Source organism: Halopseudomonas yangmingensis (assembly GCF_900114825.1).
Taxonomy (GTDB): Bacteria; Pseudomonadota; Gammaproteobacteria; order Pseudomonadales; family Pseudomonadaceae; genus Halopseudomonas; species Halopseudomonas yangmingensis.
The window spans coordinates 1-18901 of record NZ_FOUI01000011.1 but is presented as its reverse complement, the minus strand read 5'-3'; the positions used below and the strand labels follow the sequence as shown (position 1 = coordinate 18901).

At 63.5% G+C, this 18901-nt stretch carries 13 protein-coding genes and 1 CRISPR repeat array; of the genes, 9 read left to right on the top strand and 4 right to left on the bottom strand.

Going from position 1 to position 18901, the window contains the following annotated elements:
• Positions 1–25 precede the first annotated feature (25 nt).
• Together BMZ23_RS10490 and dacB are read left to right on the top strand one after the other, a co-directional pair.
• Positions 26–1138: a PDC sensor domain-containing protein gene (locus BMZ23_RS10490; protein WP_093476594.1), complete on the top strand. Its 1113-nt coding sequence runs from the start codon at positions 26–28 to the stop codon at positions 1136–1138.
• Between the two features lie 109 nt (positions 1139–1247).
• Positions 1248–2720 (top strand): D-alanyl-D-alanine carboxypeptidase/D-alanyl-D-alanine endopeptidase, encoded by a 1473-nt coding sequence (gene dacB / locus BMZ23_RS10485; RefSeq protein ID WP_093476591.1) that lies wholly within the window; start codon positions 1248–1250, stop codon positions 2718–2720.
• Here the strand turns inward: dacB and rlmKL are convergent.
• A complete protein-coding gene (rlmKL, locus tag BMZ23_RS10480) occupies positions 2717–4891 on the bottom strand; it encodes a bifunctional 23S rRNA (guanine(2069)-N(7))-methyltransferase RlmK/23S rRNA (guanine(2445)-N(2))-methyltransferase RlmL (protein ID WP_093476588.1) in 2175 nt (724 codons plus the stop codon). The genes dacB and rlmKL overlap by 4 nt on opposite strands.
• Positions 4892–5137: 246 nt before the next feature.
• On the opposite strand from rlmKL, the gene rmf reads away from it, so the two are divergent.
• Positions 5138–5353: a ribosome modulation factor gene (gene rmf, locus BMZ23_RS10475; protein WP_093476584.1), complete on the top strand. Its 216-nt coding sequence runs from the start codon at positions 5138–5140 to the stop codon at positions 5351–5353.
• Positions 5354–5464: 111 nt separating this feature from the next.
• On the opposite strand, the gene BMZ23_RS10470 is transcribed toward rmf, so the two are convergent.
• The 3 genes from BMZ23_RS10470 to BMZ23_RS10460 form a co-directional block, all read right to left on the bottom strand.
• Positions 5465–6502 (bottom strand): quinone-dependent dihydroorotate dehydrogenase, encoded by a 1038-nt coding sequence (locus BMZ23_RS10470; protein WP_093476581.1) that lies wholly within the window; start codon positions 6500–6502, stop codon positions 5465–5467.
• Between the two features lie 71 nt (positions 6503–6573).
• Positions 6574–6801, bottom strand: coding sequence for a DUF2835 domain-containing protein (locus tag BMZ23_RS10465; protein WP_093476578.1), 228 nt, complete (start codon positions 6799–6801; stop codon positions 6574–6576).
• On the bottom strand, positions 6789–11663 hold the full coding sequence (locus BMZ23_RS10460) for an NAD-glutamate dehydrogenase (RefSeq protein WP_093476575.1): 4875 nt from the start codon (positions 11661–11663) through the stop codon (positions 6789–6791). The genes BMZ23_RS10465 and BMZ23_RS10460 overlap by 13 nt, the downstream gene beginning before the upstream one ends.
• Positions 11664–11792: 129 nt before the next feature.
• Between BMZ23_RS10460 and BMZ23_RS10455 the strand changes: the two genes are divergently transcribed.
• From BMZ23_RS10455 to BMZ23_RS10430, 6 genes are read left to right on the top strand one after another with little or no spacing between them, the layout of a single operon-like run.
• Positions 11793–12752, top strand: coding sequence for an AAA family ATPase (locus BMZ23_RS10455; protein WP_093476572.1), 960 nt, complete (start codon positions 11793–11795; stop codon positions 12750–12752).
• A gap of 5 nt (positions 12753–12757) precedes the next feature.
• A complete protein-coding gene (locus BMZ23_RS10450) occupies positions 12758–13705 on the top strand; it encodes a DUF58 domain-containing protein (RefSeq protein ID WP_093476570.1) in 948 nt (315 codons plus the stop codon).
• Positions 13702–14163, top strand: a complete 462-nt coding sequence (locus BMZ23_RS10445) for a DUF4381 family protein (protein ID WP_093476567.1) — start codon at positions 13702–13704, stop codon at positions 14161–14163. Before BMZ23_RS10450 ends, BMZ23_RS10445 begins: the two co-directional genes overlap by 4 nt.
• Positions 14156–15154, top strand: coding sequence for a vWA domain-containing protein (locus tag BMZ23_RS10440; RefSeq protein ID WP_093476563.1), 999 nt, complete (start codon positions 14156–14158; stop codon positions 15152–15154). Before BMZ23_RS10445 ends, BMZ23_RS10440 begins: the two co-directional genes overlap by 8 nt.
• On the top strand, positions 15147–16889 hold the full coding sequence (locus BMZ23_RS10435; protein WP_093476560.1) for a VWA domain-containing protein: 1743 nt from the start codon (positions 15147–15149) through the stop codon (positions 16887–16889). Before BMZ23_RS10440 ends, BMZ23_RS10435 begins: the two co-directional genes overlap by 8 nt.
• Positions 16886–18562 carry a BatD family protein gene (locus BMZ23_RS10430; protein ID WP_093476557.1) on the top strand — a complete coding sequence of 559 codons (1677 nt, stop codon included), beginning with the start codon at positions 16886–16888 and terminating at the stop codon, positions 18560–18562. Before BMZ23_RS10435 ends, BMZ23_RS10430 begins: the two co-directional genes overlap by 4 nt.
• Positions 18563–18626: 64 nt before the next feature.
• Positions 18627–18899: a CRISPR direct-repeat array (repeat unit 29 nt; unit sequence CGGTTCATCCCCGCGGACGCGGGGAACGC).
• Positions 18900–18901 lie beyond the last annotated feature (2 nt).

The window sequence follows — 18901 nt, the reverse complement described above, 5'->3', positions numbered from 1 at the left end:
GACCCGGCTCACGGAGGCAGCAGGCATGAGCGAGCAGCACTACTATCAGGCACCGCGTGGCAACTGGCCGCAAACCCTGGCGATTCTGTCACTGCTGGCGCTGGCTGGTATTGCCCTGGCGATCTACCAGTATCACCAGCACAGCCGGGTCATCCTTAGCGCAGGCAATGAACTGACCCAGCGCATTCACCAACAGATAAGCAACCACCTGCTGGCAACCTACGAAGCACCCCGCCAAGCGCTTGTGCTGCTGCAGCATGATGTTCTGATGAACACCTCAATACTGGCCCAGCGTCGCCCGCACCTGCACAAACTTGCCAGCGTTCTTCAACACAACCCGCAACTCAACTCCATCTACATCGGCTGGCCGGATGGCGACTACATGATGTTGCGCCCCTTGCACTCACTGACCCTGCGCGAGCGCTTCCAGGCACCCGAAGGGTCAGTCTGGCAACTCTGGCACATCAGCCACGAAAACGGCCGGCGTGAAGTTATCCACGAGTTCTACACGGCAGACATGCGTCTGCTGGCAAGCGGCCCAGTGGATGACGAAAACTACGACCCGCGCAAGCGCATCTGGTACCAGCAAGCGCTGCAACAGGACGGTGTTGTCATCACGCCGCCCTATGTGTTTTTTTCCACCAGCGAATACGGCACCACCCTGGCGCTGGCTGGCCGACAACAACAAGTCATTGCTGCAGACGTGACCCTGCATAACCTGTCCGCGACACTCCAGCAGGCGCGCCTGACCGACACCAGCGAAATGGTCATATACGACCAGCAAGGCACAGTGCTGGCTTACCATGAACCGCAGCGCATGCTCGGCACTACCCAGTCCGGGCAACAGCGCCTGCGTCGTCTGGACGAGCTGGGCAGCACCCTGCTGGCAGCCTTTGCCGAGCGGGATATTTACACCGAGATGATCGGCAGCCTGGTGCTGGAGGGGCGTGTCTGGCAGGTAACCCGTCATCGCTTGCAGTCGGAACGCTTTCCGGATGCCTGGCTTGCCGTTCTGGTGCCGCAAAACGAACTGCTGGCCGAAGCCTACCGTGTACGTTTCGAAAGCGTTCTGGCAACACTGCTGATCACTCTGTTGCTGCTGCCGGTCGCCTGGGGCATCAGCCGTATGCGTGGCTGACGTCATTACCCCTTGGCTATGCGCGGGTTTTGCGTGATCATGCAGATGTCAGCGCCCGTGGCCCTTAGGGGGCCGGGCCGTACATTTTTCCTTGCTTGCCGGAGCTGCCATGCGCCTGTCGTCCCTGCACAACCGCCTTTTCCGCCATCTGCTGCTACCCGGCGCACTCCTGCTGGGGCTGTGCGGCAGTGTTCAGGCAGGTCAGCTGCCCGGTCAGGTTGCCCGTGCCCTGGAGGCCGGCAAGTTGCCCAGCAGTGCCATGTCACTGGCGGTGATTCCGCTGGATGGCCAGGGTGTGGCGCAGTTCGTGAATGCCGACACACCGGTGAATCCGGCCTCGACCATGAAGCTGGTGACCACCTATGCGGCGCTGGAACTGCTCGGCCCGACCTGGCAGTGGAATACCGATCTGCTGGCCAGCGGCCCGATCGAGAATGGTGTGCTCAAGGGCGATCTGGTCTTTCGCAGCAGCGGTGACCCCAAGCTGACCCGCGAACGCATCTGGACCCTGCTGCGCGACCTGCGCGCCAGTGGTGTGCGTCAGGTGACCGGTGATCTGGTATTACAGCCAGCCGACTTGCGCCTGCCTACCGACATCGCCGAGTTCGTCGACGATGGCAACGACCCCAGCCGGCCGTTTCTGGTTACCCCGGACCCGCTGCTGAGCAACCTCAAGGTGTTCCAGCTGCGCACCTTTGGTGAAAGCACCGGCGTGCGTACCCACCTGGAGCCGCCGCTGCCCGAGGTACGGGTGGTCAGCGAAGTGAAACTGCTACCGGCTGCCCGCAGCTGCCCGTGGCCGAACATCCACTATGCGCTGAGCGATCAAGGCAGCCAGGCCACCCTGACCCTGCGTGGCGAAATCCACGAGGGTTGCCAGGCCGAGCGCTGGCTGTCGGCACTGGACCATGCCACCTATACCGGCAGCTTGCTGCGCACCACCTGGGAAGAACTCGGCGGCAGCATTGCCGGCACCATCCGCATCGGCAATATGCCGGCCGACGCCCGGCTGCTGGCTCGCACCACGTCGCCGGATCTGGTCGACACCATCCGCGACATCAACAAGTTCAGCAATAACACCATGACCCGTCAGCTGCTGCTGAATATCGGTCGCCAGCAGCGTAGTGCTTCGGATGCCGACGATCACAAGGCGGCGGTGCGGGTGATCAACCAGTGGCTGGTAGCCAAGGGCATCACCAGTGAGCATCTGGTGATTGAAAACGGCTCTGGCTTGTCCCGCTTCGAACGGCTGACCGCACGCGATCTGGCGCTGATGCTGGAGCAGGCGGCGCGCAGCCCTTATGCCGCCGAGTTCACCGCCTCGATGCCGCTGGCGGCAATGGATGGCACCATGCGCCGGCGCCTGCGCAATACTCCAGTGGCCGGACAGGCGCATATCAAGACCGGCGCATTGCGGAACGTGCGCGCCCTGGCTGGCATCACCCGTGACCGCAACGGCCAGAAGTGGGCAGTGGTGGCTATCGTCAATCATCCGGCCGCCGGCAACAGCCGCAACGCACTGGATCTGGTGATAACCGACGTGCACCAGCGCTCCAGCAGCCAGGTGGCGCTGGGTAACTAGCGCGTCAGCTTCCAGCAGCGGTGGATCTTCTGGTTACGCTCGAAGTCGCGGTCCAGGGTCTGCGCGCTGATGTCCTCGATCCGGTAGCGTTCCTGCAGTGCCGGGTCGAGACGGAAGCGCCGGAAGTTGTTGGAGAAGTACAGGCTGCCACCCGGCCCCAGACGCGCCATCGCCAGGTCCAGCAGGCGCACATGGTCGCGCTGCACATCGAACACGTCATCCAGTCGCTTGGAGTTGGAGAAGGTCGGCGGATCGATAAAGATCAGGTCGTACTCGCCGCGATCTGCCTCAAGCCATTGCATCACATCGCTCTGCTCCAGCCGGTGCAGGTTCGACAGCCCGTTCAGCGCCAGATTGCGCCGTGCCCAGTCCAGATAGGTGCGTGACAGGTCGACACTGGTGGTGCTGCGGGCACCGCCGACGGCGGCGTGCACGCTGGCACTGGCGGTATAGCAGAACAGGTTGAGGAAGCGCTTGCCGGCGGCCTCGCGGGCAATCCGCAGGCGCAGCGGACGGTGGTCAAGGAACAGCCCGGTATCCAGGTAATCGGTGAGATTGACCAGCAGCCTCGCCTGCCCTTCACGCACTTCGAAAAACTCGCCGCGCTGGTCCATCCGCTGGTACTGCTGCTTGCCGCTCTGGCGCTGGCGCTGCTTCAGCACTATGTATTGCGGGTCAATCTGCAGCACCTGCGGCAAGGCTGCCAGCACATCCTGCAGGCGCGCGGCGGCCTTGTCCTCGCTGACCGTGGCCGGCGGTGCATATTCCTGCACATGCACGCGCTGGCCGTAGATATCCACCGCCACGGCAAATTCCGGCATGTCGGCGTCATACAGGCGGTAGCACTCGATGCCCTGCTGGCGCGCCCACTTGCCAAGGGTACGCAGGTTCTTGCGCAGGCGGTTGGCAAACATCTGCGCCGACTCGCTCAGGCGTGCTTCGGCAACCGGCGCGGCGGACGCTGCGTTGCGCTCGCCGGCACTCGGCGCGCTGCCGGTGACAAACTGCTCCGGGTCGATCTTCATCAACAACAGCTTGCACGGCAGTGCGCCATTGAACAGCGCGTACTGCTTGTGGCTGCGGATGCCCATGCGCTTGCCCAGCTCCGGGTTGCCGGTAAAGATCGCCGCCTGCCAGCCACGGCAGCGCTCGCGCAGCACCTCACCAAATTTCTGGTACAGATAGACCAGGCTGGCGGTATCGCCGAGGCGCTCGCCATAGGGCGGATTACACACCACCAGTCCCTGCTGGCCCTTGTCCGGGTGCGGTTCGAAGGTCGCCAGCTCGCCCTGGTAGACCTTTACCCAGTCGCCCAGACCGGCGCGCTGGATGTTGTTGCGCAGCGGCTGCAGCAGGCGCGGGTCAGCCTCGTAGCCACGAATCCACAGCGGTGTACGCAAGCCGGCCTCGGCGCGCTGTTGCGCCTCGCCCAGCAGGCGTTGCCAGAGCGCCGGCACATGCTGCTGCCAACCACTGAAGCCCCAGCGCTGGCGCAGCATGTTGGGCGCCACATCGGCGGCCATCAGCGCCGCCTCGATAATCAGGGTGCCGGAGCCACACATCGGATCGACCAGTGCGCCACCCTCGGACGCCAGTTGCGGCCAGCCGGCGCGCAGCAGGATGGCGGCGGCGAGGTTTTCCTTGAGCGGCGCAGCTCCCTGCTGCAGGCGGTAGCCACGCTGGTGCAGGCTGGCACCGGACAAGTCCAGCGCCAACTGCACCTCGCCCCGCCGGCAGTGCACGTTCAGGCGCAGATCCGGCTGTTCGCGGTCCACCGAGGGGCGCGTGCCATCGGCCTGGCGCAACTGATCCACCAGTGCATCCTTGACCTTCAGCGCGCCGAAATGGGTGTTGTCGATGCCCGGCAGGCTGCCGGTGAAGTCCACCGCCAGCGAGCCATCAGGCGCCAGATGCTCGCGCCAGTCGATGCCCTGCACCCCGGCATACAGGCCGGCGGCGTCCTCGGCGGCGAAGCGCGACAGCACCAGCAGCACACGGTTGGCCAGGCGTGACCACAGGCAGAGGCGATAGCCCAGTTCAAGATCGCCTTGCAGGCTGACCCCGGCGACCGTCTCGCGGGCCGACTCCGCGCCCAGCTGGCGCAGCTCGTCGAGCAGCAGACCCTCGATGCCCTTCGGGCAGGTCACAAAATATTCAAGAGTCTCTCGCATCTGTCTGATTTCCGGTGGTGTATTTCATTCATATGTCAGACCCGGCTAAACAGCGCTCTGGGTATGACTAATTGGTCTTTCAACACGGCAGTGGTTAGGGTACAACAGGTTCATGGATTGAGCGCGTGACAACGGACCACCGGAGACCATCTCCCGGTCCGGGCACTGGCAAAAACCGCTGGTGCCATTTTCTGCTATGGCCATTTGCCGTGGCGGGCAGTTGAACCACACGAGGGCTTTACCATTATGAGAAGACTCAAGCGTGATCCGATGGAACGAGCATTTCAACGCGGTTATCAGCATGGAGTGCAAGGCAAGTCTCGCGACACCTGTCCCTTCACCGCCGCCAGTATTCGACAGGAATGGCTGAACGGCTGGCGCGAGGGTCGAGCCGACCACTGGGACGGCTTCACTGGTATCTCCGGCGTGCACAGGCTCAATGAGATGCATGCGGTAGGCTGAGTCTTCAGCCCTGAATCAAATACCCTTTCACAATCGATTTCTCCCAAGGCGCCCTTCCACGGCGCCGGGCCCTTGAGGCCCACCGGCCCCCGCTTGCGGGGGCTTTTCAATTCAGCCCTGCGCGGCGTTAGCCTGTGCCGCAGCAATCGCATCCACACACTCGCGCACCAGCTCCGGTCCACGGTAGATAAAGCCACTGTAGAGCTGTACCAGGCTGGCCCCTGCGGCAATTTTTGCCGCCGCATCGGCACCACTGAAAATGCCGCCCACACCAATGATCGGCATGCGCCCGGCCAGTTCGTCGGCCAGGGTACGCACCACCTCGGTGGAACGTTCGGTGAGAGGCGCGCCAGACAGCCCGCCCGCCTCGTCGGCATGTTCAAGGCCCTGTACGGCATCCCGTGACAACGTGGTATTGGTGGCAATCACCGCATCCATGCCCTGCTCCAGCAGGGTATGGGCTACCAAGCGCAGCTCCTCGTCGTTCATGTCCGGGGCGATTTTCAGCGCCAGCGGTACATAGCGGCCGTGCTCCTGCTGCAGTTGCAGCTGCGCCTGCTTGATCGGTTCGAGCAGCGCCTTTAGCGCATCGCCGTACTGCAGGGTGCGCAGGCCGGGGGTATTCGGCGAGGACAGGTTGAGGGTCACGTAATCGGCGTAGGCATACACCTTGCGCAGGCAGGTCAGGTAGTCGTCCACGGCGTTTTCCACCGGGGTGACGGCGTTCTTGCCGATATTGATACCCAGCACGCCGTCATAATCGACACCCTGCAGGCGCTCCAGCAGCGCATCCACGCCCTGGTTGTTAAAGCCCATGCGATTGATGATCGCCTGCGCCTGTGGCAGGCGGAACATCCGCGGCCTGGGATTGCCCGGCTGCGGGCGCGGGGTGACGGTGCCGACCTCGATAAAGCCAAAACCCATGGCACCCAGCCCGTCGACCGCCACGGCGTTCTTGTCGAGGCCAGCGGCCAGTCCGACCGGGTTGGCGAATTTCAGGCCCATCACCTCGACCGGCTGCGGCGCCACCGGGCGCAACAGGCGGCGGGCCAGCCCCAGGCGACCGGCCGCACCTATCATGTCGAGGGCCAGGTCATGGGAGGTTTCCGCCGGCAGGCGGAACATCAGCGAGCGCAGGGTGGAGTACATGGGCAACGCCTTGAAAGCCAGAAAAAGAGGGCGCCGAGTATAGCACTGCGGCGCCCGTGGCGGTGACTGCATCAGCCGGCGTCGAGCCGGCGAATGTCGAGCAGTTGCCCCTGCTCGGTAAACTCCAGCTCGAAACTGCCGTAAATCCCCTCGCGGCTGAGAAAACGCCGCAGGTGGTGTGCCGGCAGGCTGATGCTGCGCCCGTCACGGGCGTGCATCAGTACCCGTTCGGCGCGCCCCTGGTACCAGGCCAGGTAACGCTCGGCCGGCAGCGCCAGATCAACAATCATTCGCGGCATTCAGCGCCCTCACCGGCTGCCGCACCGAGGCGCGAGCTTTGCGCCAGATCCAGCAGTTCACGCATGGCCACGGCGATCATCGGGTAATCGCCACTGCCGGCAGCGCGTAACTCACCGAGCATGTTGCGCCAGCGCTGGCAGTGCAGCGTGTTCTGCCCCAGCCACTGCTCGATCAGCGCCGCCACCGGTTGCTCCCCGGTGCCGCCCTGCAGGGCGGCCACTGTCATGCTGCGCACCTGCCAGTCCAGATCATCGCGGTAGCTTTCACGGGCCAGCGCCTGCCAGTGGTTGTCCACCGACAGCTGGTTAATCTGCTGGGCAAACCAGGACAGCTGCAATTCACTGCCCAGGCCAAAGAACACCTGGGCCACCCGCTCGCTGGGCTGGGCGGTGGCATCGGCGGCCTCGACGATGCCGAGCATGGTGTAGAAATGCCCGCTGCCGGCCACCAGCCTGGCCACCGTATCCGGCACACCGGCCTCGACCCAGGCGCTGTACTTGCTTTCCCACAGCTCGCGCACCGGGCCTTCCAGCAGGCTGTCGAAATCCTGCACCAGCGCGGCAATCCGCGGACGGAAATGTTCGACCTCGCGCTGCGGCTCCAGCGCGGTACGGCGGTTGCGGATAAACCAACGGGTGGCGCGCCGGCCAAGGCGTACCAGATCATCCATCATTTCCAGTTGCAGGGCCGCCGGCACCCGGTAATCCAGCGCCTCGATCTCGGCAAAGCGCTGACGCAGATCGAACACATCCCGCGCCACCACATAGGCGCGGGCGATATCGCTGGCCGGTGCGCCAGTGGACTGCTCGACCCGGCGCAGGAAGGTGATGCCCATATGGTTGACCAGATCATTGGCCAGCTGGGTGGAGATGATTTCGCGGCGCAGGCGGTGCTGTAGCAAGTCGTCGGGATGCCGGGATACCAGCTCGGCCGGGAAGGCGCTGCGCAGTTCACGGGCCAGATAGCTGTCCTCCGGCACATCCGAGGCGGCCAGGGCTTCCTTCAGGTCAGCCTTGGCGTAGGACACCAATACCGACAGCTCGGAGCGGGTCAGGCCCTTGCCGGCGGCGCTGCGCTCGACCAGTTGCTCGTCGCTGGGCAGAAATTCCAGCGCCCGGTTCAGCTTGCCGGCAGATTCCATGGCGCTGATAAAGCGCCGGTACTCACCCATCGCCAGCCCGGCCTGACGCGCCGCCAGGCTGATCGCCTGGGTCTGTCGGTAGTTATTGGTCAGCACCAGAGCAGCCACTTCATCGGTCATCGCCGCCAGCAGCTGGTTGCGCTGGCGTCCGGTCATCTGCTCGGCGGCGACCAACTCGTTGAGCATGATCTTGATGTTCACTTCATGGTCGGAGCAGTCGACGCCGCCGGCGTTGTCGATAAAGTCAGTGTTCGCTGCGCCACCATTCAGGCAGTACTCAACCCGGCCGAGCTGGGTCATGCCAAGGTTGCCGCCCTCGCCGATCACCCGGCATCGCAGCTCGCCACCATTCACCCGCAAGGCGTCGTTGGCCTTGTCGCCGACATCCGCATGGCTTTCCGCTGCGCCCTTGACGTAGGTGCCGATGCCGCCATTCCACAACAGATCAACCGGGGCCTTGAGCAGGCGGTTGATCAGCTCGGCCGGGGTCAGGTGCTCGGCCTCTATCTCGAAGCACTCGCGCATCTGTGGGGTCAGGCGGATCTGCTTGAGGCTGCGCTCGAATACCCCGCCGCCCTCGGAAATCAGCGCAGGGTCGTAATCCGCCCAGCTGGAACGCGGCAGCTGGAACAAGCGTTCGCGCTCCTGATAGCTGCGCTCGGGATCCGGGGTCGGGTCGATAAAGATGTGCTGGTGGTTGAACGCCGCCACCAGCCTGACACTGCGCGACATCAGCAGGCCGTTGCCGAATACGTCGCCGGCCATGTCACCAATGCCCAGCACGCTGATCGGGTCTTCCTGCACATTGATGCCCAGCTCGCGGAAGTGCCGCTGTACCGAAACCCAGGCACCGCTCGCAGTAATGCCCATCTTCTTGTGGTCATAGCCGGCCGAGCCGCCAGAGGCAAAGGCGTCGCCCAGCCAGAAGCCATAGCTGGCGGCGATCTGGTTGGCGATATCGGAGAAGGTCGCGGTGCCCTTGTCGGCCGCCACCACCAGATAGGGGTCGTCGCCATCATGCCGCACCACGCTCTCCGGCGGGACCACGGCACCCTCCACCAGATTGTCGGTGATATCCAGCAGCCCCTGAATAAACAGCCGGTAGCAAGCAATTGCCTCCTGCTGAATCTCGTCACGGCTGCCACCCACCGGCAGCCGGCGCGGCACAAAACCGCCCTTGGCACCGACCGGCACAATCACGGCGTTCTTCACCTGCTGGGCCTTGACCAGCCCGAGCACCTCGGTACGGTAATCCTCCTCGCGATCCGACCAGCGCAGGCCGCCACGCGCCACCTTGCCGCCGCGCAGATGCACACCCTCGACCCGTGGCGAATAGACGAAAATCTCGAACATCGGGCGTGGCAGCGGCAGGTCGGGAATCGCCTGCGGATCGAACTTGAAGCTGATGTAGTCCTTGGCCTTGCCTTGGGCATCCGGCTGGTAGAAGTTGCTGCGCAGGCAGGCCTTGATCAGGTCCAGACAGCGCCGCAGGATGCGGTCCTCGTTGAGCACGGCCACCGCGTCCAGCGCTTGCAGGATCGCCTGTTCCAGCTTCTGCTGCTTGTCCTGTAGATCCTCCGCCGACAGCTTGCGCGCCAGATAGAAGCGGGTACGGAACAGCCTGACCAGCTCGCGGGCAATATCCGCATGGTTGGCCAGGGTCGCGGCGATATAGGGCAACTCGAAGCCCAGGCGGATCTGCTTGAGGTAGCGACCGAAGGCACGCAGCAGGCTGACGTCGCGCCAGGACATGGCCGCCAGCAACACCAGCCGGTTGAACGCATCGTTCTCCGCCTGGCCGTGCCAGACCGCCAGAAAGGCATCACGGCAGAGCTGGTTGACCTGCTGGATATCCAGCCCGCGCTGGTCGGCAAAGGTAAATTCGAAGTCATGAATCCAGTACTGGCGACCATCGCGGTGATTGAGGCGGAACGGAAACTCGCCGAGCACCCGTAGCCCCAGATTCTCCAGGATCGGCATGACATCCGACAGCGGCAGCGGCTCGCCCAGGTGATAGAGCTTGCAGTGCAGCACCCCGGCGGCCTGCGCCAGCGGCTGGTAGAAGCTCATCTGCAGCGGCCGCTCCGGGGTCAGTTCCAGCAGGTGTTGCAAATCCACCACCCCGCTGGCCGGGGTGAAACGGTCGCTGTAACCGGGCGGAAAACCGCCGGCAAACTCCACCAACAGTTCGGTGGCGCGCGCCTCGCCGAGGCTGTCATGCAGGCGCGCGGCAAAATCGTCCTGCCAGCTGCGGCAGGCCTGAATCACTTCCTGTTCGATCTTCACGGGGTCTATGTCCAGCTGCTGGCGCGGGTCGACGCGCAGAATGAGTTGGGTGCGGGCCAGTACCGACTCGGAGAAGAAGGTCCAGAACTGGCACTCGCTGGCCTGCAGGCGCTTCATCAGCACCTGCTCGATCTTTACCCGGATCGCGGTCGAATAGATCTCGCGCGGCACAAACACCAGGCAATACCAGAAGCGCCCGTAGTTGCCACGCCGCATAAACAGCCGGACCTGACTGCGTTCCTGGATCTGCACTATGCCGCGCGCGGTATCCTGCAACTGCAGAGGAGACATCTGGAACAGGTCATCACGGGGCAGCACCTGCAGCAATTGGCGCAAGGCTTTGTCGAGGTGACTGCCGCCACGAAAACCTATCGATTCCCGTACATCGGCAACCTTGCGCCGCAACCAGGGAATCTGCTCGACGCTGTCGCTGTAGACCCGTGCGGTGTACAGGCCCATAAAGCGGTGCTCAAGCAGCACCCGGCCCTCGGCATCCACTTCACGCAACGAGACATAATCGGGATAGGTCGGGCGATGCACCCGGCTGACCCGCGAGGCCTTGGCAAACGACAGCAACAGCGGCTGTTGCAGGTAATCCAGCACCGGTTGCGGCAGGCCGTCGAGGTCGTCCTCCAGCGGATCGCTGGCACACAGACCCAGGCGGCTGTCGGGCCGAATCCCCAGGCGCTGCTCGCCCAGCCCCTCGGCAATCGCGAAGCACTCATAGCCCATAAAGGTAAAGTGATCGTCCTGCAGCCACTGCAGAAAGGCCTGTGCCTCAGCGCGCTGCGCGGCCGGATACCAGGCAAAGGCCGGCCCATCCAGCGCTTTCTGCAGATCAGCAACGCGCGCACGCATGGGGGTAAAATCAGCCACCACCGCGCGCACTTGGGCCAGCGCCTGCTGCAGGTCGGTCTGCAGCGCACGCATCTCGGCCTGGGTCGCGCAGCGGTCGATCTCGATATACATCAGCGATTCATGGCTTGCCGTCTCGTCCATGCTGTCCAGCAGTTCGAGCAATTGGCCGTCGCTGTCACGACGCACCGCAATCACACTGTTCTGCAGTGTGTGGATGGCATAGCCCTGCTGGTTCAGCGCCATGCGCACCGAATCGACCAGAAACGGCTGATCAGGATGCAGTATCTCGACAACGCTATGGGTCGACTGCCAGCCATGCTGCCGGGTATCCGGATTGAATACCCGCAACGTGCCTTCGGCCTGCGGCAACTGCTGCAGGAAACGCCAGAATGACAGCGTGCAGCCCAGCAGATCGCTATCCTGACGCTGTTGCAACTCCTCCAGCGCGACTATCCCGAAAAACGCCTCGGCAAAGCGGCACAGGCTATCGGCCTCGGCGGACTCCGCCAGCGGGTGCAGTCGTTGCTGCAACTGGTCGATGAACTCTTTGCGGGTCTGTGCCATGATCAGGGCCATAGTACCTCCGGTAGTGGCCGCACGGTCGAGGCCGGCGGCTGATTTCAAAGGGGCAGCGATGCGGTTAGTCTAGCCCATCGACCGTCAGCGTCCATGCGCCCCCCGTCGTTACAAACAGGAAGATAGTCCATGCCCCACCGTGAAGCCTTGCTCCAGCTCAAGCATTACATGGGCAAGCAGATATTTGGTCAGGAACAACTGATTGACCGGATGCTTATCTGTCTGTTGGCCGGCGGGCATATGCTGGTCGAAGGAGCTCCCGGCCTGGCCAAGACCAAGGCGATCAAGGCGCTGTCCGAAGGGATCGACGCGGACTTCCACCGCATCCAGTTCACTCCCGACCTGCTGCCGGCAGATATCACCGGCACCGAAATCTATCGCCCGGAAACCGCCAGCTTCAGTTTCCAGCAGGGGCCGATCTTCCATCATCTGGTGCTGGCCGACGAGATCAACCGGGCACCGGCCAAGGTGCAGTCGGCATTACTCGAGGCGATGGCGGAACGTCAGGTCAGTATCGGGCGGCAAACCTATCCGCTGCCCGAGCTGTTTATGGTGATGGCGACACAGAACCCTATCGAGCAGGAGGGCACCTACCCGCTACCGGAAGCCCAGCTCGACCGTTTTCTGATGCATGTACGTATCGGCTTTCCGGATGCCGCGCTGGAGCGCCAGATTCTGCATCTGGCGCGCGGCGAGGCACGAGGTGAGCCACCCTGCGCGGCGCCTCAGGTCAGCCAGGAAGCAATATTCCGGGCACGCCGCGAGGTGCTTGACCTGTTTATGGCCGATGCAGTGGAGGAATACCTGATCCAGTTGATCATGGCCACCCGCAAACCCCAGCAATACCACCCGCAACTGGCCGAATGGATTGAGCTGGGTGCCAGTCCGCGTGGCACCATTGCACTGGATCACTGCGCCCGCGCGCACGCCTGGCTGGCCGGGCGCGACTTCGTCAGCCCCGAAGATGTTCAGGCGGTGGTGCATGACGTGTTGCGTCACCGTCTGATCCTCAGTTTCGAGGCCGAGGCCGAAGGTGTGGATGCCGACCGCACCATTGGCCTGCTGGTCGAATCCGTCGCGGTGGTCTGACATCGATGCTGAATGCGCTGCATGACCAGGCGCCGTTTCTGAATCTGGAGCAATTGCTACAGATCAGGCAGCATTGCCAGCATGTCCACCTGCAATCGCGCAGCAGGCGCAGCGGCCAGCTGACCGGACGCCAGTATTCGCGCCTGCGCGGGAGGGGCGTGGACTTCGATCAGGTGCGCCCCTACCTGCCCGGTGACGACATTCGAACCATCGACTGGCGCGTGACCGCTCGCAGCCACCGGGTGCACACCAAGGTATTCAACGAGGAACGCGAACGGCCGGTTTTCATCATCTGCGAACAGAGCAGCCGCCTGCTGCTGTCATCCACCGGTCTGATGAAATCCACCGTGGCTGCCGAAGCCTGCGCCCTGCTGGCGTGGAATGCCCTGCTGGACAACGACCGTATCGGCGGGATGATCTTCGCGCCGGGTGAATGCCACGAAATACGCCCTCGCCGTAGCCGCCAGGCGCTGCTGCAACTGCTCTCGCGGCTGCTCGAAGCCAACCAGAAACTGGCTCCGGCAACGCTGAACGACGCTGCTATCGAACCTGTCAACCTGGCCCTGCGCCACGGCCGCGAAGTTGTTCGCCCGGGCAGCCTGGTGCACCTGGTTTGCGACCACGCCGCCATCGAGCAACTGCAAGCCAACTTGCTGATTCCGCTTGCCGCACACAACGACCTGATCCTGCTGCCGGTACATGACCCCCTGGAAGCAGAACTGCCAACAGCCGGCGAACTGGCCTTCTGCGACAACCAGCAACGTCTGCTGCTGAACAGTCAGGACGCCACCCTGCGTGACGCCTGGCGCAAACAGTTCCAGCAACGGCAGGCCAGCTGGCAGCAACTGGCCAGGCGGCTACGCTGCAATCTGCAATTGCTCGACACCTGCAGCCACGGCTGGCAACAGCTGGATCCGCTACTGTCCTCACAGCTGCTACGGGGCCGGCGATGAGCACCCCTCTGGCCCAGTCCCTGATCCACCCTGCCGCCCCGCCAGCACCCAGCTGGTGGCCCCCTGCCCCAGGCTGGTGGCTGCTGCTCGGCTTGCTGCTACTGCTGGCCCTGTTGCTTCCGGTCGCCCTGCTTGCCTGGAGACGCCTCCAGCAGCGCCGGCGGCGAGCAATGCGCATTCTGGGCGCAATCAATCATGATCTGCCCGGTGCCGAGTGGATAACCGCCATCAACACCCTGCTCAAGCGCTGGCTGAAAACACGCGGCCAGAATCAGGCCCTGTTGCTGCATGGCCAGGCCTGGGTGGACTACCTGTGCAGTACCTATCCGTCACCGCGCCGCGACCTGCTGGCCCCCTTGGCCAGCGGCGGCTACGCTCCAGACTGCCCGCTGGACGGTGCGCAGCGGCAGCGGCTGCTGTTTGAACTGCAACGCTGGCTGAGGCACAACCATGCCTGAGCTGCATTGGCCGTGGATTTTCCTGTTGGCACCCTTACCCTGGCTGCTGCGCAAGTTGCTGCCCGCCGCTGCCACCGACGCGCCAGCGCTACAGGTCAGTTTCATCCGCCGGCTGCAGCAGTTACCGCAGACCCACCGCGGCATCAGCCAGCACATCAATCCGGGGCGGCGCTGGCCCCTGCTGTTGATCTGGTTCCTGCTGTTGCTCGCAGCTGCCCGGCCTCACTGGCTTGGCGATCCGCTGACACCGGAGCTCAGTGGCCGCGACATGCTGTTGGCAGTAGACCTGTCCGGCAGCATGACAATCCATGACATGCAACTTGACGGACAAACCGTGGATCGCCTGACGCTGGTGAAAAGCCTGCTGGACACCTTCATCCAGCAACGTCATGGCGACCGGCTGGGGCTCATCCTGTTTGGTACTCAGGCCTACGTTCAGGCTCCCTTGACCCTGGACCACGACAGCGTGCGCACCTGGCTTGACGAAACCTTTATCGGACTCGCCGGGCAACAGACTGCAATCGGCGATGCCATCGGTTTGGCGATCCGCCGTCTTCACGACCAGCCATCCAGCAGCCGAACCCTGATACTTATTACTGATGGTGCCAATACCAGCGGCAGCCTGCAGCCACGCCAGGCGGCACAAATGGCCGCCGAGAACAACGTGCGTATTTTCACCATTGGCGTCGGCAGCCACACCGCCAGCAGCAACACATCGCTGCTGGCATTCAGTGGCGACCCTTCCATCGATCTCGACGAACCTGCTTTGCGGGATATTGCTGCCATCACCGGCGGTGAATATTTTCGCGCCACCGATAACCAGAGCATGACGGCCATCTACCGGCGTCTTGACCAACTTGAACCGGCACTGCGCGCCGATCGCCCCCGCTACGACACACGACCGTTACAGCACTGGCCTCTAGGACTGGCTCTGCTGATCAGTCTGGGGCTGGCGATCACCCGCCTGCGACCGGAGCAACTGCATGCCTGAAATAATGCTGCACCTTGCCCGCCCCGCGTGGCTGCTCCTGCTCCCGCTGCCGGCTGTGCTCAGCTGGCTGCTGTACAGACAGGGAACCAGTCACAGCGGCTGGGCCAGACTGCTGCCCGAGACTGTCGCCCAGGTACTGTTGAGCAACACGACCGCCCAGCATCGCGGACGCTGGTGGCTGTTGGCTGGCGGCTGGATGCTGGCGGTTATTGCCCTGTCCGGGCCCTCCGTCCCTGCCGGACAGCCTCAGGGATTGCGAGCCGAAGCCCATGCGGTGGTCGTGGTGCTGGATATGTCGCGCGCCATGCTGGCGACCGATATCAAACCGGAGCGCCTGCAGCGTGCCATTCGCAAGATAGAAGATCTGCTGCAACGCAATGATCTGGAAACCGGACTGGTGGTATACGCCGGCAGCGCTCACCGGGTTGCTCCGCTGACACAGGATGCCGAAACCCTGAGCAATCTGCTGCGTGGTTTGCATCCTGACATCATGCCCATCGATGGACAGGCGCTGGAACCCGGCCTGCAGATTGCGCGGCAGATGCTCAGCGGCAGGCCACCGCGCCGGTCGAGCATTCTACTGATCACCTCAGGTGTCGACGACAAGGCCCTGCAGGCACTGGACCAGCAGGCTGCCGAACTGGGATCGCGACTGGCGGTGCTTGGCATCGGCAGTGCTGAAGGCTCACCCGTGGCGCTGGCCGACGGCGGGTTCCTGCGCGACGAACAAGGGCGAATCCTGCTGCCGCGACTGGATGCCAAACAACTGGCCAGCACCCTGCGCCGGCATGGTGCTCGCTATCACGGACTGACCCTTGACAACAGCGACCTCAACCAACTGCTACCCCCCCTGCGCAGCGCCGGCATAGACAGCACGACCATCAGCCAGACCTTGACTGAACAAAGCCACTGGCTGCTGTTGCTACTCCTGCCGATAGCCGCACTGGGCTACCGTCGCGGCTGGCTGGGACTGGTGCTGTGTGCCGGGCTACTGCCCGTGCCGGCCGAAGCCCTGAGTTGGAAGGATTTGTGGCAACGGCCTGACCAGCAGGCCATGCAACTGCTCGACACCGATCCCGCCACCGCTGCCAGACGCTTCGAGGATCCGGCCTGGCGAGCCTGGGCCTGGTATCAGGCAGCCGATATGCCACGCGCCATCGAGCAGTATCGCGTACTGGTCCAGCAACAGCCTGACATTGCTGAGCACCACGCCAACCTTGGCACTGCACTGGCCATGGACGGATACTACGAAGCAGCACTGGAGTCTTTTGAGCAGGCATTGACCCGCGCCCCCGACCTGCGTATCGCCAGACACAACCGCAGCCGGGTGGAAGCCTGGCTGGAAGCGCAGCGTGCAGAAGAGCAAACAGCCGACAGCAAGGCCACAGAAAGCAGCCCCTCGGGCCCGGCGCCGCACGATCAGGACGCCACGCAACCGGCCAACCCCACGCCCGCGCAGACAGACAGCACAACCAGCAGCAACCAGACGCCGGCCACAGAAGAAACCAGCAGCAGCGGCACTGCCGAGAGTAACAACAACAGCCAGACGGAACCGGCAGGGGCCACGGGCGAAGCCCTGCAACCCGCTGCGGCCGGCAATACCGCTCAGCCACCCGACGCCTTGCAACGGGAACGCCAGCAAGCCATGCAGCAATGGCTTGACAGCATTGAGGACAACCCGGCAGAGCTGCTGCGACGCAAGTTTCTTCACCAGTATCTGGAGCATCACGAGTGACCCTGGGACGACTGCTATTGCTGCTGTTACTGTGCCTGCCGGGCCTGGCACAGGCGTCGCTGGAGGCCAGCGTCGACCGCACCCGGCTGGTCGAGGGCGATACCCTCGAACTGACCCTGGAAAGCCCTGCGAGCAGCCGGCTGAATCGCCCCGATCTGACACCACTGGAGCAGGACTTCGAGGTGCAAGGCACTCGCCAACTGAGCCTGGTATCACGTCTGGAGGGGCGCAACCAGCCGGTCACCCGCTGGATCATCACCCTCCTCCCACGCCACAGCGGGTTACTGGAAATCCCCGCCCTGGTCGCCGAAGATGCCGCCAGCGCCCCGATTGCCATCGAAGTACTCAGTTCCAGTCAGGCAGCCCAAGACCGAAGCGCCGTGCTGGCGCCGGTATTTATTGACAGTGAAGTTGACGAACGTCACCCCTATGTCCAGGCGCAGGTGGTGTTGACCCTGCGCATCTACCATTCAGTCTCACTGTATGACGACAACAGCCTTAGCGGATTGGAAATAGATGGTGCGCGGGTCCAGCGACTGGGTGAGCCGCAGCAGTACACCCGGATCATCAACGGCATCCGTCATGGCGTCAGCGAAGTACGCTACGCCATCTGGCCCCAGCGCAGCGGCCTGCTGGATATTCCCTCCCAACTATTCAGCGCCAACGTGCTGGAGGATCGCGATCCGGACCAGCGTTTCTCGCCGCGCACCGGCCGACTGGTGCAGGTACGCTCACCCTCATTAAGCATTGAAGTACGCCCCATTCCGCCCAGCTATCCGGCCAATGCCGTATGGCTACCAGCACGCGAAGTGCAACTCCGGCAAAACTGGCAACCCGACCCCGGACTCGACCTGCTTACCGGCGAGCCCCTTACCCGCTCATTGCTGGTTCAGGCTCGCGGACTGAGTCCGGCCCAACTGCCTGAACTGGCCAGCCGCCTGGATGATCTGGCTGGAATGCGCCAATACGCAGATCAGCCACTGCTGGAGCAGCAAATCGACGAGTACGGCATTATCGGCATTCGCACCGACAGCGCAGCACTGGTCGCCCAGCAGGCCGGCCAGTTCCAGCTTCCGGAAATACGCCTGCCCTGGTGGAACACCCTGACCGATCAACTTGAAACAGCCACGCTGGAACCCCTCACGCTGAGCATCATCAGCGAGGACGGACAAGTCAGTGAGGACCCGGCATTGGCAGGCATCCAGCCTGCACATACAAGCAACGTTCGCCTCTGGCCCTGGCAGCTGGCAACCCTGCTACTCGGCGTAGCCCTCGGCGCCAGCCTGCTGCAGCTATGGCGAACCCGTCGCCAGCTGCAAGCACTGGAGCTGCCCGAAGAAGAAGAACATCTGGAGCTGGATACCCAGAACAACCCCTTGACCGACCTGCAGGCAGCCTGCCGCAGCAACCAGCCAGCCGACGCGCGCAAGGCGCTGGAAGCCTGGGCCCGCCGCCAGCACAGCGACGGACTGATCGGCCTCAGCCAACAACACGCAGAACTAGGGGAAGCACTCGACGACCTGAATGCCTGCCTGTTCGGCCAGAGCGACACCGCTTGGCGCGGCAAGTCACTGTGGCGTGCGGTACGAATGGTGATTCAGGCACAAAAACGCGAGGAAATGGCCCGTCAGCAACAGAGCCAGGTGCTGGATACGCTGTATCCGCAGGAGTGATGCAAGGCGCTGCTACAAAAACAGCCCAATAACATGCCACAACTCAGGTAGCTCAGATTATTGGTCATTAATCCCCGCGGACGCGGGGAACGCCGCAGCAGTGCCAGCGTATTGCCGAACGCAGCCGGTTCATCCCCGCGGACGCGGGGAACGCGGCTGTAGGCTGTCCAGATGCTCCAGGTGACACGGTTCATCCCCGCGGACGCGGGGAACGCTGGGTCTCTTCCCAGACAATCTGGTGGACTGACGGTTCATCCCCGCGGACGCGGGGAACGCGCCCGCTCGGCGCGTTTTTCCTGTGCGGACGGCGGTTCATCCCCGCGGACGCGGGGAACGCTC